General features: G+C 69.3%; 4 protein-coding genes. All 4 read right to left on the reverse strand.

Annotated features, from left to right (window positions below; all coding sequences use genetic code 11):
* The 4 genes from OHS03_RS24800 to OHS03_RS24815 are packed head-to-tail and all read right to left on the reverse strand — an operon-like array spanning position 1 to position 20,998.
* A complete protein-coding gene (locus OHS03_RS24800; protein WP_328657421.1) occupies positions 1-660 on the reverse strand; it encodes a putative DNA-mimic protein in 660 nt (219 codons plus the stop codon).
* 30 nt (positions 661-690) lie between these two features.
* On the reverse strand, positions 691-906 hold the full coding sequence (locus tag OHS03_RS24805; protein ID WP_056814159.1) for an MbtH family protein: 216 nt from the start codon (positions 904-906) through the stop codon (positions 691-693).
* The gene (locus OHS03_RS24810; protein ID WP_328657423.1) at positions 903-3,029 is read right to left on the reverse strand and encodes an AMP-binding protein; all 2,127 of its coding nucleotides are present in this window, start codon (positions 3,027-3,029) and stop codon (positions 903-905) included. The genes OHS03_RS24805 and OHS03_RS24810 overlap by 4 nt, the downstream gene beginning before the upstream one ends.
* Positions 3,029-20,998 carry a non-ribosomal peptide synthase/polyketide synthase gene (locus OHS03_RS24815; protein ID WP_328657425.1) on the reverse strand — a complete coding sequence of 5,990 codons (17,970 nt, stop codon included), beginning with the start codon at positions 20,996-20,998 and terminating at the stop codon, positions 3,029-3,031. Before OHS03_RS24815 ends, OHS03_RS24810 begins: the two co-directional genes overlap by 1 nt.
* Positions 20,999-21,403: the final 405 nt, after the last annotated feature.

Consider the following 21,403-nt stretch of genomic DNA (forward strand, 5'->3'; position numbering starts at 1 on the left):
TCACCCGAATTCGATGACGGTGCCGTTCTTGATCGAAACCCTGGCGGCCTCGAAGAACAACAGCCAGGTGTTCAACTCCCGGTAGAACGGGTGCTCCGCGTTGTTGTTGCTGTCCAGCACTGCCCGGATCCGGGCGAGCTCGGCATCGGAGAGTTCACTCTCGACCAGCCTGATACCCAAATACGGTGCGACATAGGCTAGTTCGCGCATCAGCGCCATGCTCGACCCGACCATGCCACCGGCGATGTCGACCCCGTCGCCGACGAAGAGAACTTCGTCGAATTCGACGGGAACGTAGAGCCCTTCGCAATCCGAGTGGCAGACGAGGTGGGAGTCGAAGGTGGATCCGACCACGTTGATGACTGGATCATCCGAAGCCCGCTCACCCTCGGCAACGGGAGTCAGCGGCTGCTCGGGGTATTCGCGCGCCAGGGCATACGCGCGGCGCAGCGAGTGCACGAAAGAGTAGGGCACGCCCGATATCCGAGCGCGGTCCACTGCTGAGCCCGCGACCCTCGGCTCGTCGTGAGGGGGTAGCCCCTCCCGCACCAGCAATTCGTTGAGCGCACGCAACTGATCTCTCAGCCTGTCGAGATTTTCCGGGTCACTGCCGTCTTCCACGGCATAGGCCAGTCCCCCGGTCCCTACGGTAAGTCCCATGGGGAGAAGCTAGCTCGACCGTCTGACAGATCAGGGCTTGTTGGACATGGCGGCGATGAGGGAGTTGGGGCGCATGTCGAGCCAGTGGGATTCCACGTAGTGCAGGCAGGAGGTTCGGGGGGCGGCGCCGAAGGCTACCGACCAGCCGCCGGGGACGGCGGCGAAGGTGGGCCAGAGGGAGTGTTCACCCTCGGTGTTGACCAGAACGTAGAACTGGGCGTTGTCGTCGTCGAACGGGTTGGTCACGGGGTGGCCTTTCCGAGGAGAGTGCCCAGATGGGCTAATGCTGATGGGGTGCCTTCGATGTCGTGGTGGGCGAGCTCGCTGGTGCGGAACAGGCGGTCGCTGTGGGTGGGGTGGGCGGGCGCGAAGTGCGGGGTGAAGTCGGTGGTGGTGACGCCGTAGGCGGTGATGAGGGTGGCTAACCGGGAGGGGTCGGGCGGCTCGGTGAGGACTACGGTCGCGCCGACGCGAAGAGGTAGCAGGTAGCCGTGCCAGGCGGTGGCGTCGCCGGTGTGGGCCTGGTGCAGGTAGACGTCGCGAGTGGAGAGCTGGTGGCGGGCCTGCATGGCGGTCACCCGGTGGACCGCGGCCGCGTGGCTGATGGTGACGCTGTGGGTCGAGCCGGGCGGAAACAGCACGAGGGCGGAGTGCTGCGGCAGGATCGGGGCGCGATGTTCGCCGCGGGCGATCGGTTCGCTGGAGTAGGCCGACAGCGCGACCCGGTCGACCGTGACCGTCGGGATGTCGTAGGCCCCGAGGTGTTCGCGGGCCGCGACGGTCAGGGCCAGTGCGGGGTTGACGACCGGTGGGATCAGGGGGTTCGCGGTGTCGATCGGCACCACGGTGCCACCGGCCTTGAGCACCGCGTAGGCGGCGACCACGAACTCGATGGAACGTGGAACATCCACGAGCACAGCGGATTCGGGTCCGATACCGAGGGCGGACAGATGCCGGGCCAGTTGGTTGGTGCGCCGGTCGAGGTCACCGTAGGTGATGATCGATGTCGGGCCGTCGCTCGGCGCATGGACGACGGCCGGGTCGAAAGGGGTCGCGGCGGACTGCGCTTCGAATTCGTCGAGTAGGAGCTCGCCCGGCAGTCCCACCGCACCGGAATAGTGCCCGTCGTCGATGCGGCCGACGAATTCGATCTCGGCGGTCCAGGCATCGCCCGGCGGCCTGCGCCGCACCAGGTCGCCGGTGGCGAACATGCGGTCGTCCACCGGGCCGATGGGGTTGGCCAGGAAGGTCGCGGCGGTGGCCTGCCTGCCGACGTAACCGCGCGCCAATTGCACACCGGAGACGTAGAGTTCGCCGATCTCACCGTCGGCGACGGGGCACAGGTGCTCGTCGAGGATCAGCAGTTCGACGTCGTCGGCGGCCGATCCGAACGGGACCACCTCCAGATCGGCCCCGGTCACCTCGTGCGCGACGAACTCGCCCGCGGTTTCGGGCCTGCCGTACACATGCCACAGGGTCGCTCCGCTCACCGAGCGCAAGGCAGCAGCGGTTTTCGCGAGCAATGACCCACCGGAGCCGAGCACCACGCGCAGCGAGTCGAGGCGTTCCTCGGCATCGGGCAGCGCCGCCAGTTCGGCCAGCTCGGCGTGGTCGAGACATGCTGTGGTCACGCCTGTTCGGGAGATCGCGTCGGCGAGCACTTCCGACGGCGAGACCACCAGCGTGGCACCGGTTTGCAGGGCGAGCAGCATCTCCCCTACCGCGGCCTGTCCGGTCAGCGGTGCGTGCCAGAGCACGGAATCACCGGCGCCGATACCGCAGAGGCGCTGGCGCCAGCTCGAATTCGCCTGTGCCGCGCGATGTCCGACGACGACCGCGGTCGATGCGGCGATGTCGACGACGAGATAGGCCGGGTTGTCCGCGGTAGGCCCTGGTAGCTCGTCGGGAGTGATCTCGACGGTGGCGTCGGTGTACAGAACCGGGAACCCGGCCGGGTGCCGCGTGCGGGCGCTTGTGAGGACGAGCATCGGCGCGGCCAGCGCCGAGGTGCGGCTTTGCACTTCCGCGGGGGTAGCGGGGTCGAGCAGAACGAAGGCACCGCCCGCGGCGAGCACCGCGTGCACGGCGACAACGAGTTCCGCCGAGCGCGGTAGCGACACCGCGACGGTGGTCTCGGGGCCGACGCCGTGTTCGATGAGAGCCGCGGCCAAGGCATCGACACGCTCGGCTAGTTCGCCGTAGGTGAGGCCGATTTCGCCGTCGCGCACCGCGAGGATGTCGGGTTGGCTATCGGCGCAGGTGGAGAAGGCGGCGAGCAGGGTCGCCGGGTCACGCGGCCGGTCGCCGTCCAGGTCACGCAGGAGCGCGGCGAGGGTGGCGGCGGTCGTGACCGAATCCGTGTGCGACATCAGAGTTGTCCTTCCGAGTCGTCAGCCGACCCCGCCCCGGCGATTACCGCGGCAGCATCGGTCACCAGTGTTTGCAGAGTGGAAGACAGACCGACCGCGCCGAGTGCGGCGAGCACGCCTGGCACGAGGCCGGCCAGCGCGACGTTCACCAACGCTTCAGGTTTCATCTTCGCGCCCATCGCCCTGCTCACCGCGGTGAGTTTGGCGTCGAGTGCTCCGTAGGAGATGGCGTGCTCGCCGTGGGCGAATGCCACGGTCGCCGGCGCGAGCCGAGCCGCCGAGCCGACGAGGCCCGGAAGATCGGCGATGGTGTAGGTGCTCGGTGGTGGGGTCTTTTCGGCGTCGGTGCGCATGTCGATGGCGCGCACCGCCACGGCGGGATCGGCGGCGACGGCGGCGAGGATTTTGCGGAACCGTTCGGCCAGCGCTTCGACTGTCGACGCGTCGAAAAGGTCGATGGCGTAGCCGAAGTGGACATCGAGACCGTCCAGGTCGCCGTTGTCCGCGTAGCGCTGCAGGGCGGTGAGGTGGAGGTCGAACTTGGCTTCCGTCAGGCCGGGGTCCAACGTTCGAACGTGTAGGTCCGGTAGGTCGATACCGCCCGGCGGCATGTTCTGGAAGGTCAGCATCACCTGGAACAGCGGGGTGTAGGCGCCGGTCCGCGTGCGCCCCATGGCATCGACCACCTGCTCGAACGGGACGTCGGAGTGGGAGAGGGCGGCCAGGTCGCGTCGCTTGGCCTGGGCCAGCAGATCGGTGAACGGCGCGCGTGAGTCGACCTCGGTGCGCAGGGCGACGGTGTTGACGAACATGCCGACGAGATCGTCGAGTTCGCGAGCGCCGCGACCGGATACCGGGGCGCCGATGGTGATGTCGGCGCTGCCGGATTGTTTGGCGAGCAGAACGGCCAGGGCGCTGTGAACCACAGTGAACAGGGTGGTCCCGTTGGCGCGAGCTACCTGGTCGAGGCTGCGGGTGAGCTCGGCATCGATCTCGAATTCGAGCGTCGCGCCGCGCATGTCACGCCGGGCCGCGCGCGGGCGGTCCGTCGGCAGCGCCAGCAGTTCGGGTGCGCCCGCGAGTTCGCGGGTCCAGTAGGTGAGCTGCTGGGTGAACACACTGTCGGGGTCGGCCTCGGTGCCGAGCAACTCTCGTTGCCAGGCGCTGAAGTCGCCGTACTGGATTTCCAGCGGGCTCCAGCCGGGTTCACGCCCTTGGCTGCGATCGACGTAGGCGCGCACCAGGTCTCGGGTGAGCGGGTCGATCGAGTAGCCGTCGGCACTGATGTGGTGCACCACCACGACGAGGACGTGATCGTTGTCGGCGAGGCGGTAGAGGGCGACTCTGATCGGGGGCGCGGCCGTGATGTCGAAGGGCTGCGCGACCAGTGCCGCGATTCGGGTTTCGACATCGGCGGGCGCGACCGGGATCGGGGCGAGGTCGACGGCCGCGGACCAGGCGGGCATCACCTGTTGCACGGGACCGGCTGCGGTGTCCGGGTAGCGGGTGCGCAGGGTGTCGTGGCGGGCCAGGAGGTCGGCGATCGCCGCTTGTAGGGCCGGCAGGTCCAGGTTTCCGGTCAGGCGGATGGCGGCCGGGATGTGATAGGCCGAGGACTGCGGAGACAGTTGGTGCAGGACCCACATGCGTTGCTGCGCGGGCGAGAGGACCGCGGGACCTTCGCCGGTGCGTTTGGTCAACGGCGGGCGGGCGGCGGTGCGATCGGCGGTCGCGAGGTGTTCGGCCAGTGCGGCCACCGTCGGGGCATCGAAGACCGCTGCTACCGGGACTCGGATGCTGAGCGCGGCGCCGAGACGCGCGGCCAGCCGGGTGGCCATCAGCGAGTTGCCGCCGAGAGCGAAGAAGTCGTCGTCGAGTCCGGCGGTCGGGCAGCCGATCACCTCGGCGAAAGTCCGGGCGACAAGTTGTTCGACCTCGGTGACCGGGGCGCGGAAGGCCGCCTCGGCGAACTCCGGTTCGGGCAGGTCGGCCCGGTCGACCTTGCCGTTGGCGTTGAGCGGCAGCGCGTCGAGCACCACCAGCGCGGCGGGAACCATGTAGGCGGGCAGGCTCGCGGCGAGTTCGCCGCGCAGTCGGGCCGCGACGGATTGTTCGTCGCCCGGGGTCAGGTCGGCGACCGCCGCGTAGGCGATCAGCCGCGCCCCCGCACGCTCGTCGGTCTTGGCAACGGCGACCGCGGCCCGCACATCGGCGCAGCGCAGCAGGGCTGTCTCGACCTCACCGAGTTCGATGCGGAAGCCACCGATCTTGACTTGGAAGTCCGCTCGTTCGAGGTACTCGAGGGTGCCGTCGGCACGCCACCGCACGATGTCGCCGGTGCGGTACATCCGCGATCCGAGCGACGCACCTGCCCTGGTGGCGAAGGGGTTGGCGACGAAGCGGTCGGCGGTGAGCGCGCGGCGGCCGTGGTAGCCGCGGGCGAGTTGATCGCCTGCCAGGTAGAGCTCGCCTGCTACGCCGATCGGGACCGGCCGTAGACGCGCGTCGAGAACGTAGACGGCGCTGTTCCACGCCGGGGTGCCGATCGGAACGACGTGCGACGGGTCACGGGCTACTTCGTATTCGGTGATCGAGACGGCGGCCTCGGTCGGGCCGTACAGGTTGTGTAGGGCGGCGGCGGTGCCGCCGGCACGGAACTGGGTAGCGGTGGCGGCGGGCAGTGCCTCGCCGATGGCGAGGACGGCGCGCAGCGACACCGGGAGTTCGGTTTCGGTGGTCAGGAGCATGCCGACGAGTGACGGCACCGCGTGCAGGACCGTGACGCCGTGCCGGGTCATGGTGGTGCGCAGCCGATCCGGGTCACGCTCTTCGCCGGGGCGGGTGACGATCAGGGCGCCGCCGGAGCTCAGGGGCGACCAGAACTCCCATACCGAGAGGTCGAAGGTGGCAGGGGTTTTCAGGAGGACGCGATCGGTGGTGGTCATGGCGAAGCGGTCGTGCAGCCAGGCGAGCTGGTTGACGATCGCGGCATGCGGGACGGCTACGCCCTTGGGGCGACCGGTGGAGCCCGAGGTGAAGATGATGTACGCGGGGTGTTCCGGACGCAGCGGGGCGATGCGCTCGACATCGGTGACCGGTTCGGTCGAGAGATCTTGCAGGGCGCGGTGATCCAGCTCGAAGACGGGGACGTCGACGGAGATCGGGAGACCGTCGACCGCGGTGGTGAGCACGCACAGCGGTGCCGCGGTGGCGACGATGTCGGCGATGCGGTCGACGGGGTGATCGGGGTCGATCGGCACGTACGCGCCGCCCGCCCGGACCACGGCGTGCATGGCGATCACGAGGTCGATACCCCGGCGCATGGCCAGCACGACGGTGCGTTCCGGGCCGACGCCCTCGGCGATCAGGAGCCGAGCGACACGATTGATCTGGGCATCGAAGGTGGCGTAGTCCAGGGATTCGCCGGTCTCGTCGTCTACCAGCGCGAGCGCGGCCGGGGTTCGGTGTGCTTGGCGGGCAACCAGTTCGGCGAGGGTGGTCGACTCGACCGGATGTGCGGTGTCGTTCCACGTCTCGAGGATCAGGGTGCGGTCGGCGCCGAGCACATCGAGGTCGCCGACGACGACATCCGGTGTAGTGGTGACGGATTCGAGCACCCGGCGCAGCTGACTGACGAAGCGTTCGGCGGTTGCGGCGTCGAACAGATCGGTGGCATAGCCGAGGGCCATCTCGATGCCGGCCGGAGAGCCGTCGGCGGTGTAGTTGTCGAGGGCGAACAGGTGCAGGTCGAACTGTGCTACGCCGGAGTCGAATTCGATGTTCGAGACGGTCAGGCCGGGCAGTTCCAGCTGACCACGCTCGTGGTTCTGGAACGAATAGCCGACCTGGAACAGCGGGTGCCTTGCGGTGGATCGAGCCGGGTTGAGCACCTCGACCAACCGTTCGAACGGCACGTCGGCGTGCGAGAAGGCGGCGATATCGGTGGTGCGTGCCGCGGCGAGCACATCGGTGAACGCGGCGTCGCCCGCGACCTGGGTGCGCAGCACGAGGGTGTTGACGAACATACCGATGACCTCGTCGAGTTCGGCTTCGCCGCGTCCCGCGTTCGGGGTGCCGACGGCGATATCGGCGGTGCCGGAAACTCTGGCCAGCAGGGCCGCGAAGGCCGCGTGGACCACCATGAACAGCGTGGCGCCGTTGCCGCGCCCGAGGGCGATCAGCGCGGCGTGTAGATCGGCGTCGACGGTGAAGCTCACCTTGTCGCCGCGCAGGCTCTGGCGGGCGGGGCGTGGCCGGTCGGTCGGCAGGGTCAGCTGATCGGGCAGTCCGACGAGCTGGGTCTGCCAGTAGCGAACCTGCTGGGCGGCAACGGATTCCGGATCGGACTCGTCACCGAGCAGGTCGCGTTGCCACAGGGCGTAGTCGGCGAACTGCACGGCGGGCGGCGCCCAACCGGGTGCGGCATCGGCGAGCCGGGCGGTGTAGGCCCGCATCAGGTCGGTCACGAAGGGCGCGACTGACGAGCCGTCGGCGGCGATGTGGTGCATGACGGCGGTCAGCACGAATTCGGTGTCGGCCACCTGGAACAGCCGCATGCGCACCGGAATCTCGGTGGTGACGTCGAAGGTGGTCTCGGCCAGTTCGCGAATCGCCGCGGGCAGGTCCGCGTCGGCGACCGCGATCGGTTCCAGCGACACCACGGCGTCGGCGGCAGCCACGATCGACTGCGTCGGAGTGCCGTCGATATCGGTCCCCGTGGCCGGCGACACCGGGTACATGGTGCGCAGCGACTCGTGCCGGGCGACCACGTCAGACATCGCGGCCTGCAACGCACCGGTATCGAGCGCACCGCTCAGGCGCAGCGCGAACGGGATGTTGTAGGCCACCGACGCGCCGTCGAAGCGGTTGAGGAACCACATCCGCTGCTGAGCCGGGGACAGCGGAAGGAACTCGGGACGGGCCCGGCCCACCAGCGCGGGCCGATCGACCTCGGACTGAGCGTCGACGGCGGCGGCCAACTCGGCGACGCGCGGCGTCTCGAACAGGGTCCGCACACCGACGCGCCGGTCGAGGGCGGCACCGATGCGGGCGACGGCCTTGGCTGCCAGCAGAGAGCTGCCGCCGAGGGCGAAGAAGTCGTCGTCGGCGCCGACCGGCTGCCCGTCGGTACGGCCGAGGACCTCGGTGTAGACGTCGGCGATGATCTGCTCGGTGATCGTGGCGGGCTTGCGGTAGGCGGTGGTCTCGAAGACGGGTGCCGGGAGTGCGGCACGGTCGAGCTTGCCGTTGACCGTGAGCGGAATGCGGTCGACCAGCACCACGGCGGCCGGGAGCATGTGCTCGGGCAGGGTCCGCGCCAGTTCATTGCGCAGGTCGGCGGTGTCGACGTGGGTCGAGTCCGCGACCAGATAGGCCACGATCCGCGGCTCGTCGACCAGGTCGGTACGGACGAGGACCGCCACTTCGCGCGGGGCCACCGAACTGCGCAGCAGCGCGGCCTCGATCTCGCCGAGCTCGACGCGGAAGCCGCGCAGATTCACCTGCTGGTCGGCACGGCCCAGGTATTCGAGTTCGGCGGCTGCCGAAGTCGGCGACGCGGGATCGTCCGGCGCTACCGTCCAGCGGGCGAGGTCGCCCGAGCGGTAGGCGACGGATCCGGCGGGCCCGTAGGGGTCGGCGACGAAGCGGCTCGCGGTCAGGTCGGGCCGCCCCAGGTAGCCGCGCGCCAACTGCGGTCCGGAGACGTAGATCTCGCCGGGCACGCCGACCGGAACGGGGCGCAGACGCGAATCCAGCACGCGCACTGTCAGTCCCGCGATGGCGCCACCGATCACGCTGGCGGAGCCCGTGTTCGGGGTGATCTCCCGGTAGGAGGCGTGCACGGTGGTCTCGGTGATGCCGTACATGTTCACCATGCGGGGCGAGTCCGGGTAGCGGGCGAACCAGCCGGCCAGACGCTGGGGTTCGAGCGCCTCGCCACCGAAGATCACTGTGCGCAAGGCATATTCGGTGGGTTCGAGCGTGGCCAGGTCGGCGGCGACGAGCCCGTAGAACGCTGACGGCGTCTGATTGAGCACGGTGACGCGTTCGGCGCGCAGCAGCTCGCGGAACTGTTCGGGCGAGCGGGAGGTGAAGTAGTCGACCAGGACGATCGAGCCGCCGTGCAGCAGGGCGCCCCACAGCTCCCACACCGAGAAATCGAAGGCGTAGGAGTGGAACATCGTCCACACATCCGAGGGGCCGAAGTCGAAACGCGACGCGGTGTTGTCCAGCAAGGCCACGACATTCGCGTGCGGTACGACGACGCCCTTGGGGCGGCCGGTCGAGCCGGAGGTGTAGATGACATAGGCGGTATTGGTGGGCGTCAAGGGCGTACGCCGATCCGCGTCGGTCATGGGTTCGGCGGCGAAGTCGGACAGGTTGCCCGCGTCGGGGTCGATGACCGGGCCACCGAACCAGTCGGGCGCCAGGCCGGTGTCAGCGTTGGTGATGGCGCAGTGCGGGCGGGCGTCGTCGAGCACGTATTCGATGCGATCGGCTGGGTAGTTGGGGTCGATCGGCAGGTAGCCGCCGCCCGTCTTCAGCACGGCGAGCAGGGCGACGGGCAGCTCCACCGAACGCGGAAGTGCTACCGCTACGAGCGATTCCGGGCCGACACCCGCGGCGACGAGACGCCGGGCCAGGCGGTTGGACCAGGCGTCGAGCTCGCCGTAGCTCAGGGTGAGCTCGCCCGCCTTCACGGCGACGGCGTTCGGGTCGAGGGCGGCGGCGCGGGCGAATCGGTCCACCATGGTGTCGGCGGCGGCCACCGAAGCGCCGGTGGACGACCAATCGTGCAGGGTGCGCTGCTGCTCTTCGGCACTGAGCAGTTGGATGTCGCCCACCACGACGGTCGGGTCGGCGACGACGGCGGCCAGCACCTGGGTGAAGCGACGAGCCAGCACCGCGACGCTGCCCTCGTCGAACAGATCGGTGGCGTAGGCGATGTCGATCGACATGCCGTTCGCGCGTCCATCGATGTCGTCGGATTCGCCGACGGTGAACTGCAGGTCGAACTTCGCCACGGCAGCATCGAAATCGACAGGATCGACGCGCAACCCCGCGGCTTCCAGCGCGGGGACGGTGAAGTTCTGCAGAACCAGTGCCACCTGGAACAGCGGGTGGCGGTTGCGAGCTCGCGCCGGGTCGACAGCATCCACGACCTGCTCGAACGGGATGTCGGCGTGCGAGAGGGCGTCCAGGTCGCCCGCGCGGACAGCGTCGAGGGCAGTCTCGAATTCGACGCGCGGGTCGATCTGGGTGCGCAGGACCAGGGTGTTGACGAACATGCCGATCAGGCCGTCGAGGGCGGCCTCGCCACGGCCCGCCACCGGAGTGCCGATGGCGATGTCGGTGCCGCCGGAGAGGCGCGCCAGGAGGACGGCCAGTGCCGCGTGCACGGTGCTGAACAGGGTGGCCTCGTGCTTGCGGGCCAGTTCGCGCAGTTCGCTGTGCAGATCGGAGTCGATCTGGAAGCGGTGGACTGCGCCACGGTAGGTGGATTCGGCGGGGCGGGGACGGTCGGTCGGCAGGTCGAGCTGCTCGGGCAGGCCGGCCAGGCCGTGGCGCCAGAAGGCCAGTTGGGTGTGCGCCTGCGATCCGGAATCTGCCGTGTCACCGAGGTTTTCGTGCTGCCAGAGGGTGTAGTCGGCGTACTGGATCGGCAGCGGGGTCCAGGTGGGGGTGGTCCCTTCGCGGCGGGCGGCGTAGGCGGTCATCAGGTCGGCGGCCAGCGGGCCGAGCGAGAAACCGTCCGCGGCGATGTGGTGGACCACCAGGACGAGCACGTGGTCGCCGTGCACCGCGAACAAGGCCGCACGCAGCGGGATCTCGGTGGTGAGGTCGAATCGGACCGCGGCGCACGACAACAGGCGTTCGGGCAGTTCCGTCTCGGTGATCGCCTCGGGCCGCAGGGTGAGTTCTGCCGTGTCCGAGATCAGCTGTTCGGCGCCCTCCGGGCCGTCGGGGTAGCTGGTTCGCAGGGTCTCGTGGCGGGCGACCACGTCGGCCAGGGCGGCTTCGAGAGCGGCGATATCGAGGTCGCCGGTGAGCCGCAGCGCGACCGGGATGTTGTCGACGGCATCGCCGATGCCGTCGACGTCGGCGAGGTAGCGGTTGAGGAACCACATCCGGCGCTGAGCGGCTGAGAGCGGAATCCGCTGTGGCCGTTCGCGAGTGGTGAGTTCGAGGCGGCCACCGGTACCGCGCAGGGCGGTGCAGCGGTGGGCCAGGTCGGCCACGGTCGGCGCGTCGAACAGCAACCGGACCGGGATCTGGGTGTCGAGGGCGGCGCCGAGACGGGCCGCGACCTGGGTGGCATTGAGGGAGTTGCCGCCGAGGGCGAAGAAGTCGTCGTCGAGACCGACTTCGCGATCGGCGGGGAAACCGAGGACCGTGGCGAACGTGGCTGCCACGATGCGAGCGACCTCGGTGGTCGGCGCACGGAACACCGCAGCCTCGAAACTCGGTGCGGGCAGCAACTTCCGGTCGAGCTTGCCGGAGGTATTGAGCGGGAACTCGTCGAGGACCACGAACGCCGCGGGGACCATGTAGGCGGGAAGGGTACGGATCAGCGTGGACTTCACCGCATCCACGTCGAGGTGCTGTGGTGCGACGAGGTACGCCACCAGGGCGTCGTCGCGGACGATGACCGCGGCCTGGGTGATCTCGGGAAGTCCGGACAGGACGGCTTCGATCTCGCCGAGTTCGATCCGCAGACCACGCAGCTTCACTTGGAAGTCGGTGCGGCCCAAGTACTCCAGCTCACCGTCCGTGGTCCACGTGACGAGGTCGCCGGTGCGGTACATGCGCTCGGCGGGGGTGAACGGGTCGGCCACGAAGCGGTCCGCGGTGAGGTCGGCACGGCCCGCGTAGCCTCGCGCCAGTTGAGCACCTGCCAGGTACAGCTCGCCGGGAACGCCGACGGGGACCGGATGCAGTCGACCGTCGAGGACGTACACCCGGGTGTTGTGCACAGGTGCGCCGATCGGGACAGAGACGGTGTCGGCGTCGCTGACCTCGTGGAAGGTGACGTCGACCGCGGCCTCGGTGGGGCCGTACAAGTTGTGCACAGCCGTACCGGTGCGTCGGCGCAGCAGTTGGGCGGGCGTGGGCGGCAGCGCCTCGCCCGAGGCGAACACCAGGCGCAGTGATGCGCAGCTTGCGGTGGTCGCATCGCTCGCTTCGTCGAGCGCGGCGACGAAGACCGCCAGCATCGAGGGGACGAAGTGGGCGACGGTGATCTGCTCGGTGTCGATCAGCTGGGCCAGGTAGGCCGGGTCGCGGTGGCCGTCGGGGCGGGCCAGTAGAAGGCGGGCACCGATCTGCAAGGGCCAGAAGAACTCCCACACCGACACGTCGAAGGTGGCGGGGGTCTTCTGCAGGACGACGTCGTCGGGGGTGAGGCGGTAGGCGTCCTGCATCCACACCAGGCGGTTGACGATGGCGGCGTGGGAGACGACGACGCCCTTGGGCTGACCGGTGGAGCCGGAGGTGAAGATCAGGTAGGCGGCGTTGCCGGGAGTCAGGGTGGCGAGGCGGTCGGCGTCGGTGATCGGCTCGGACGAGTAGTCGGTGGTGTCGAGTTGCTCGAGGTCGAGGATCGCGGGGCGAGCGGTGGCGGGCGCGTCCTCGCGATCCTGCGCGGACAGGTCGATGTCGTCGATCGCGCGGGTCAGGACGCAGACCGGGTCGGCGGCGGAGATCACCTGGGCGATGCGCTCGGCCGGGTGGTCCGGGTCGAGCGGCACATAGGCGCCGCCCGCGGCGAGGACCGCGTACATGGCGACGACCAGGTCGGTCGAGCGACGCATACCGAGAGCCACGGTGCGGTCGGGGCGGACACCGATCGAGATCAGCAGGCGAGCGAGGCGATTCACCTGGGCGGCGAGCTCGGCGTAGCTCAGCGATTCGCCGTCGAAGCTCACGGCGGTCGCATCCGGGGTGCGCTGGGCCTGCGCGGTGAACAGCGAGACCAGCGTCATGCGCTCGTCGACCGGGTACGCGGTGGCGTTCCAGGTGTCGAGCAGGTGGGTGCGCTCCGCGGTGTCGAGCAGGTCGATGTCGCCGATCACGACGGTGGGATCGGCGGTCACCGTATCCAGCATCCGCAGGAAGCGGGTGCCGAGATCTGTGATGGTCTGCGCGTCGAAGAGGTCCGTCGCGTACTCGAAGCGGCCGAAGAGTCCGTCGGAGGTCTCGCGCAGGGTGAGGTGCAGATCGAATTTCGCTGTGTGGGTGTCGATCTCGATTTCGGTGGCGGTCAAGCCCGCGAGTTCGAGTTCGGTGCGGGAGTTGTTCTGGAAGTCGAGCATCACCTGGAACAACGGGTGCCGCGCGGTCGAGCGCTCGGGATTGAGCGCCTCGACGAGACGGTCGAAGGTGACGTCGGTGTTGGCCAGGGCGCGCAGGTCGCTGTCGCGGACCGTGCCGAGGAGTTCGGTGAAGGTGGCGTCGGGCCGGATCCGGGCCCGCAGCACGAGCGTGTTGACGAACATGCCGACCAGGTCGTCGAGCGCCTGGTCACCGCGGCCGGCAACCGGCGTGCCGATGGAGATGTCCTGTTGGCCGGACAGTTTGGTGAGTGTGGCGGCGAATACGGCGTGCAGCACCATGAACAGCGAGGCGCCGGCATCCGCGCCGAGGCCGCGCAGTCGTTCGGTGATCGCGGCGGGCACGGTGAAGGTCTGGCGCGCACCGCGACCCGAGGCCACCGCCGGGCGCGGACGGTCACTCGGCAGCGAGAGCAGGTCGGGCAGATCCGCCAGTTCAGTAGTCCAGAAGGCGATCTGGCGCGACAGGGAGGAGTCGGCGTCGTCCTCGGCACCGAGGGCATCGCGCTGCCAGAGGGCGAAGTCGGCGTATTGCACCGGCAGTGGCGTCCACTGGGGTGCGGTGCCCGCTCGGTGAGCGGCGTAGGCGACCATCACGTCGCGGGTCAGTGGTGCGACCGACCAGCCGTCGGCGGCGATGTGGTGCAACACGATGACGAGGACGTGCTCGTCGGTGTCGGTGTGCAGCAGATGCAGGCGAACCGGGGGTTCCTGGTCGACCGTGAACGGGACAGCGGCCAGCGCGCGGATCCGGCTGTCGAGGTCGACCGGGGCGACCGCGTGCGGTTCGAGGGTGATCGTCAGCTGGTCGGCGTCGAGCACCTGCTGGAACGGGATGCCGTCGACGGCGGGGTAGCGGGTCCGCAGCGCTTCGTGCCTGGCGAAGACCGCGGCGACGGCCGCGTTCATCGCGGTGTAGTCGATGGCGCCGGTCAGGCGGATGGCGGCGGCGATATTGTCGGCGACCGATTCGGCGTCGAACTGGTTCAGGAACCACATGCGCTGCTGGGCGTACGACAGCGGAACCCGGTGCGGCCGTTCGCCTGCCACCAGGGCGGGCCTCGGCGCGACCGCTTCCGCGGAGCCGAGCACGGCGGCCAATGCGGCCACGGTCGGCGCCTCGAACAGCACCTTCAGTGACACCGCGCGACCGAGCGTGGCGCCGAGGCGAGACACCACCTGGGTGGCGACGAGAGAGTTGCCGCCGAGCGCGAAGAAGTCGTCGTCGGCGCCGACCTGCTCGACCCCGAGCACCTCGCCGAACACCTGAGCCACCGCGGACTCGATGCCCGCGGCGGGCGCACGGAAGGCGCGCGCGGTGAACACCGGCTCCGGTAGCGCCTTGCGGTCGAGCTTGCCGTTGGGGGTGAGCGGCAGCGCATCGATCACGACGAACGCGGAGGGCACCATGTGCGGGGCGAGGGTGCCGCGCAGGGCAGCGGTGATCGCGTCGACATCGAGAGCCACTGCCGTCGCACCGACGGCTCGGTCTTCGATGGCAGCGGGCACCAGGTAAGCGACGAGCTGGTCGCCACGGTGGGCGTCGGCACGGACGAGCACGACGGCCTGGCGGATCGACGGCAGGGCGAGCAGGGCGGTTTCGATTTCGCCGAGTTCGATCCGGAAGCCGCGGAGTTTGACCTGGTCATCGTTGCGACCCAGGTACTCGAGGGTGCCCTCGGTGGTCCAGCGGACCAGGTCGCCGGTGCGGTACATGCGCCCGGACGGCGCCCACGGGCAGGCGACGAACCGCGCCGCGGTGAGGGCCGCGCGGGAGCGGTAGCCACGGGCCACCTGGGCGCCCGCGACGTACAGCTCGCCCGCGACACCGGTGGGGACCGGTTGCAGCCGCGCGTCGAGTACCCACTGGGTGATGCCGCGCAGTGGGGTGCCGAGGGTCAGCGGGGAATCCGCGGTGAGGGGGGCACTGATATTGGTGGCGACCGTGGTCTCGGAGGGGCCGTAGGCGTTCACGAACGCGCGCGGGACGGGTCCGGTGGTCCAGCGGGCGATCAGGTCGGGCGGGCAGGCTTCACCGCCGACCATCACCATGCGAAGGGCGTCGAGTCGAGCGGGGTCGAGCACGGCAAGGCCGGAGGGCGTCATCAGCGCGTGGGTGACGCGCTGTTCCGACAGCAGTTGGGCCAGTTCGTCTCCCACGTGGCGACCCAGCGGGGCGATCACCAGCGTCGCGGCGGAGTTCACGGCGAGCAGGAATTCCATCACCGAGATGTCGAAGGACGGGGAGCCGACCTGGAGGACGCGGGCGTCGGCGGAGCCGAACATGCGGGCGGTTTCCTCGGCGGCGAAACCGGCGATGCCCGCCTGGGTGACCAGTACGCCCTTGGGCAGGCCGGTGGAACCGGAGGTGTAGATGACGTAGGCGAGGTGCTCGGTGCGCAGGGGGCGAACGCGCTCGACGTCGGTGACGGGGTCGCTGGAACGCCCGGCGCATTCGGCCATCAGCTTCAGTTCGTCGAGAACCAGCCAGTCGATCGAGCCGGGCAGCGCGGGCTGCGACTCGGACACTGTAAGACCCAGTCGTGCACCGGAATCGGTCACCATATGGGTGATCCGATCGAGCGGGTAGCTCGGGTCGACGGGCAGCCAGGCCGCACCTGACTTGGCGACAGCCCACACCGCGAGGACCGACTCGATGGAGCGGGGGATGCCGACGGCGATGACGTCGTCGGGACCGATGCCACTGTCGATGAGGACCCTGGCCAGGCGTGACGACGCCCGGTCGAGTTCACGGTAGGTGAGGGTGCGATCGCCGTCGGTCACGGCATCGCGATCCGCATCGGCCGCGACGGCCCTGGCCAGGAGGTCGGGTAGCAGGCCGGTGGCGGTCACCGGCGCTCCGCGCATCCCGACGAGCTGGGCATGTTCGGGCGCCGACAGCAGCGTGAGGTCACCGACCGCAGTGTCGGGGGCGGTGACCGCCGCGGCCAGTAGTCGCACGAAACGCGCGCCGAGAGTGTGCATCTCGGGCTCGTCGAAGAGGTCGGTGGCATACAGGGTGACGGCGTCGATGCCGTCGGGTTCGCCCGCGGCACCGCGTCGTTCGGCGAGGGTGAGCTGTAGGTCGAACTTGGTGATGTCGAGTTCGATCTCACGCACCGTGACCGGCGAACCTGCCAGTTCGAAGGTGGTGTCGAGCACGGCCTGGAAGTTGAGCGCCACCTGGAACAGCGGGTGCCGCGACTGCGAGCGGGCCGGGTTGACGACGTCGACCAGGCGATCGAAGGGAACGGTGGCATGGGCGAAGGCGGCCAGGTCGGTTTCCCGGGTGTCTTCGAGCGCGGCGGTGAAACTCGCCGCCGGGTCGACCTCGGTGCGCAGAACCAGGGTGTTGACGAACATGCCGATCAGGTCGTCGATGGCACGGTCACCACGGCCCGCCACACCGGTACCGATGGCGATGTCGGTGGTCCCGGACAGGCGCGCGAGGAGCACGGCCAGCGCGGTGTGCAGGACCATGAACAGCGAGGCGCCCGCCTGCTGGGCCAGATCGGCGAGCCGCCGATGCAGGTCGGCGTCGATGGTGAAGGCGGTGCGTGCGCCGCGCATGCTCGGCTCGATCGGCCGCTGCCGGGCCGAGGACAGCTCGAGCTGGTCGGGCAGTCCCGCCAGAGTCCGCTCCCAGAACGAGATCTCGCGCGAGGCGAGCGATTGCGGATCGGCTTCGGCGCCGAGCAGCTCGCGCTGCCAGAGGGCATAGTCGGCGTACTGCACGCTCAGCGGCGACCAACCCGGATCGACGCCGTCGGCCGCGGCGCGGTAGGCGGTGAGTACGTCGCGGACGAGCACCTGCAGCGAAACGCCGTCTGCCGCGATGTGATGCAGCACGACTGCGAGTACGCACTCCCCTGCCTGGACGTCCGCGATGGGCTCGGCGAGCCGCGAGGCGGAGTTGTCCACAGCGCTGTCGACAGCCTCCGGGACGACGAAGATGCCCGCGCGGAAAGGAGCTTCGCGTTCGAGATCGAACCCGGCGCGAGCGAAGCGAGTCAGCTCGGCGTCGAGGTCGGCGGCCGACACTGCGACAGGATCACCGATGCGGACCGACCCGGCATCGCGGACGACCTGCTCGGCAACCTCGCCACCAGGGGCGTCGACCGCGGGGAACACGGTGCGCAGGGCCTCGTGGCGGTCGACGACCTTGTGCAGCGCGGCGACCAAGGCGGGGAGATCGGCGGTGCCACGCAGGCGGATGACGAACGGCATGTTGTAGCCGGGGGCCGAGGGGTCGAAGCGGTTGAGGAACCAGATTCGTTGCTGCGCGGGGGAAAGCGGGATCAGCGCCGGGCGGGGGCGAGCGGCGAGCACGGGGAGCTGAGCCGAGACGCCGGTGTCGGCACGTTCGGCGATGGCGGCGGCGAGGCGGGCGACGGTGGTCGCGCCGAACAGTTCGCGCACGCCGAGGCGGCAGCCGAGGTCGGCGCCGAGGCGGGCCGCGACCTGGGTGGCCACCAGGCTGTTGCCGCCGAGGGCGAAGAAGTCGTCGTCGCGACCGATGCGGTCGAGGCCGAGTACCTCGCCGAACACCCTGGCCACCGTCTGCTCCACCGGGCCGACCGGTTCGGCGTAGGTGACGACGGTGCGAACGGGTGCGGGCAGAGCCTTGCGATCGAGCTTGCCCGACGCGTTCACCGGAAGGGCATCGAGCAGCACGAACGCGGCGGGCACCATGTAGGCGGGCAGCGCGCGCAGCGCGGACTCGCGCAGATCATCGATCGCGACCGCGCCCGGCTCGGCTTCCACCACATAGGCGACCAACTGCTCGCCGACGCCCGCGTCGTCACGGACCACGACCACGGCGCGCGCCGCGGAGTCGACGCTCTCCAGGACGGCCTCGATCTCGCCGAGCTCGATCCGCAGACCACGCAGCTTCACCTGAAAATCGGTGCGCCCCAGGTATTCCAGCTCACCATTGGTGGTCCAGCGAACCAGGTCACCGGTGCGGTACATCCGCTCACCCGGCAGCGGGTGCACGACAGCGACACCGGATCCGCCCTCGGCGACCGAGCGCCCGGAGTCGGCGGACACCACCGCGGGCGCGGCGACGAAACGTCCGGCGGTGAGCTCGGGACGTCCTACATAACCCCGGGCGAGCTGTACCCCCGACAGATACAGCTCACCCGGAGCCCCGACCGGAACAGGCCGCAGCCGTGAGTCGAGAACATGGAGCCGGGTGTTGAACACCGGCGCGCCGATCGGCACCGTGACCCGGTCGCTGTCGTTCACCTCGTGGAAGGTGACGTCGACGGCGGCCTCGGTCGGGCCGTAGAGATTGTGGAGCCGGGCACCGGTCAGCAGCCGCAGGCGCTGGGCGGGCGCGGCGGGCAGCGCCTCACCGGAGGCGAAGACCAGCCGCAGCGAGGTGCGCTCGGCGATTTCCTGTTGGGCCAGAAAGACTTCCAGCATCGATGGCACGAAATGTGCCACGGTGACGCCGTATTCGGCTATCACGCGGCGCAGGTAACCGGGATCGCGGTGGCCGTCCGGCTCAGCCAGGAGCAGCGTCGCGCCGATCTGCAAGGGCCAGAAGAACTCCCACACCGACACATCGAATGTGATCGGAGTCTTCTGCAACACCACGTCGACGCCGTGCAGCCGGTAGGTCTGCTGCATCCACACCAGCCGGTTCACGATCGCGGCGTGCTCGACGGCGACGCCCTTGGGCAGACCGGTGGAGCCGGAGGTGAAGATGACATACGCGGGGTGAGTTGGGCGCAGCGGCACGGTGCGGTCGGCATCGTTCAGCGGGGCGTCGTCGTAGTCGCTCAGATCGAGCGTGTCCACGGTCAGCACCGGCAGCCCGTCGACAGGCGCGCGGTCGCGGGTGGTCGTGAGTACCGCGGCCGGGGCGGCGGTGGCGAGGATGTGCGCGATGCGCTCGGCCGGGTGATCCGGGTCGATCGGCACGTAGGCCGCGCCCGCGGCGAGCACCGCGTACATCGCCACGACCAGTTCGGGCGAACGCCGAATACTCAGCGCCACCAGCGATTCCGGGCCGATGCCGTCCGCCCGCAGGCGCCGGGCGAGCCGGTTGACCCGCCGGGCCAGCTCGCGATAGGTCAGCGTCGCGTCCTCGGTGGGCGAAGACGTTGCCATCCGCACGGCCACATCGTCGGGGGTACGCGCGACCTGGGCTTCGAACAGGGCGGGCAGGGTGGCCGCCTGCACCGAACGTTCGGCCAGCGCGGCATCGACATCGAACCGAGTGGAGTTCCAGATCCGCGTGCTGACCTGGAGTTCCAGCTCGGTCGCCACCTCGATCGCGCTCAGCGCGGTGTCGAGGTCGGCAGCGGCCAAGCGCTCGAGGAAACCGAGGAATCGGGCGTGATGCCTGGCCAGGGTGTCGGCGTCGTAGAGGTGCGGGTTGGCCTCGAAATCGACGTGCACCCGATCGCGGTCGCCGTAGTAGACATTGAGACTCAGGTCCTCGATCGGACCGGTGGACAGCACCCGATAGCGGCCGGTGGTGGTACCGAGCGTGAGGTCACTGCGGAAGAGCATGAAGTTGGCGAGCGGACCGAACAGCGCACGCCGGGCGGGGCGGCCGTCGTCCTCGGCGTCGCGGCGGATGTCCTCGGCACGGTAGCGCTGATGGCGCAGCGCACCCGCCACCTCCACCCGCGCCGCGCGCAGCAGCTCACCCCAGGTAGCGGCCGAACCCGCCGCGCCCGTGGGGAGTCGCAGCGGCACGATATTGGACAGCATCCCCGCCGAGCGGCGCATGACCGCGGTGGTGCGGGCGGTGACGGGCAGGCTCAGCACCGCGTCCGGGCGGTCGGTGAGGCGGCCCAGGTAGGCGGCGAAGGCGGCGAGGAGTACTGCGGAGATCGCCGAATCATCGCTGGCGGCAATGGTTTCCAGCCGGTCGACCAATTTCTCCGACAGGCGCCCACCGGTCACCAGGTTGATCGCCGAGCGCGGCGCGGTGCGGCCGTCGAGCGCGGTGGGACTGTCCAGGCCCGCGATGCGCTGGGCCCAGTGCTCACGATCGCCGAGGAAACGGGTGCTTTCGCGATACCGCTGTTCGCCCTCGACCAGCGCCGACAGCTCGCCCGGCACCACCTCGCGGGCCGGGATGTCGAGCATCCGCGCGGTGTAGAGCTCGGCGACGCGCTGGGAGTTGGTGAACGCGCCGTACCCGTCGAGCACGATGTGATGGCCGCGCAGATACCAGAACCACCGCGCTTCGCCGACCCGCAGCACCGCACCCGCCACCAGCCGGTCGGTGAGCAGGTCGATGGGGGCGCCGAACTCGGCGCGCATCCATTCCTGCGCGGCGGCCACGGGGTCGTCGTGGTGGCGAAGATCGATCAGCGGCAGCTCCTGCTCGACCGCGATGGTGTGGTCGACGTACTGGTGCGGGACACCGTCGAATTCGCCGATGCGCACCAGCGGCGAGCCGTAGGCGTGCGCGGCCTCGGCCGAAACCTGCTGCAGCACAGCGATATCGAGCTCGCCGTCGATGTCGACGTACTGGGCGATGGTGATCGGGACATCGGGGTCGAGCAGCTGCGCGTACCAGACGCCCAGCTGGGCCGGGGTCAGCGGAAACGGCAGGCCGACGACCTGCGCGTCCTGTGGTCGCGCACTGAACCCACCCAACTCCGTACCGTGCACCAGAGCCTCCTCGAATCGCGAAAGAACAGCAGATCGAATGTTTTCGGGCAGCACGAATACACCTCGTGAACCGGAAGATTCGATATGAACGCGGTGGGCGTGACGCCACACTCGCGCAAGATCCCCGACAGATCATGTGGACGAGATCGGCGACCACTGGTCGCCGAAGCAAACGGACGTTGCGTCCGTCGCGGGTGCCTAGCTGATGATCGTTCCTCCAACGGCTGTGTCAGTTACGTCACATGGTGCCTGTCCATGCAAGGCCGACAGTAGGCGCTCATTTAATAAAAGGGAACTTATTCCGGTAAAAAAACCGGTCGATTGTCCAGTCTGTCCGAGTGAGTACTCACGACCAGGGCATGAGTGTGGGCTCCAACACATCGGATATCGATATGTGAGCCACCA

Source organism: Nocardia salmonicida (assembly GCF_036142455.1).
GTDB lineage: Bacteria > Actinomycetota > Actinomycetes > Mycobacteriales > Mycobacteriaceae > Nocardia > Nocardia salmonicida.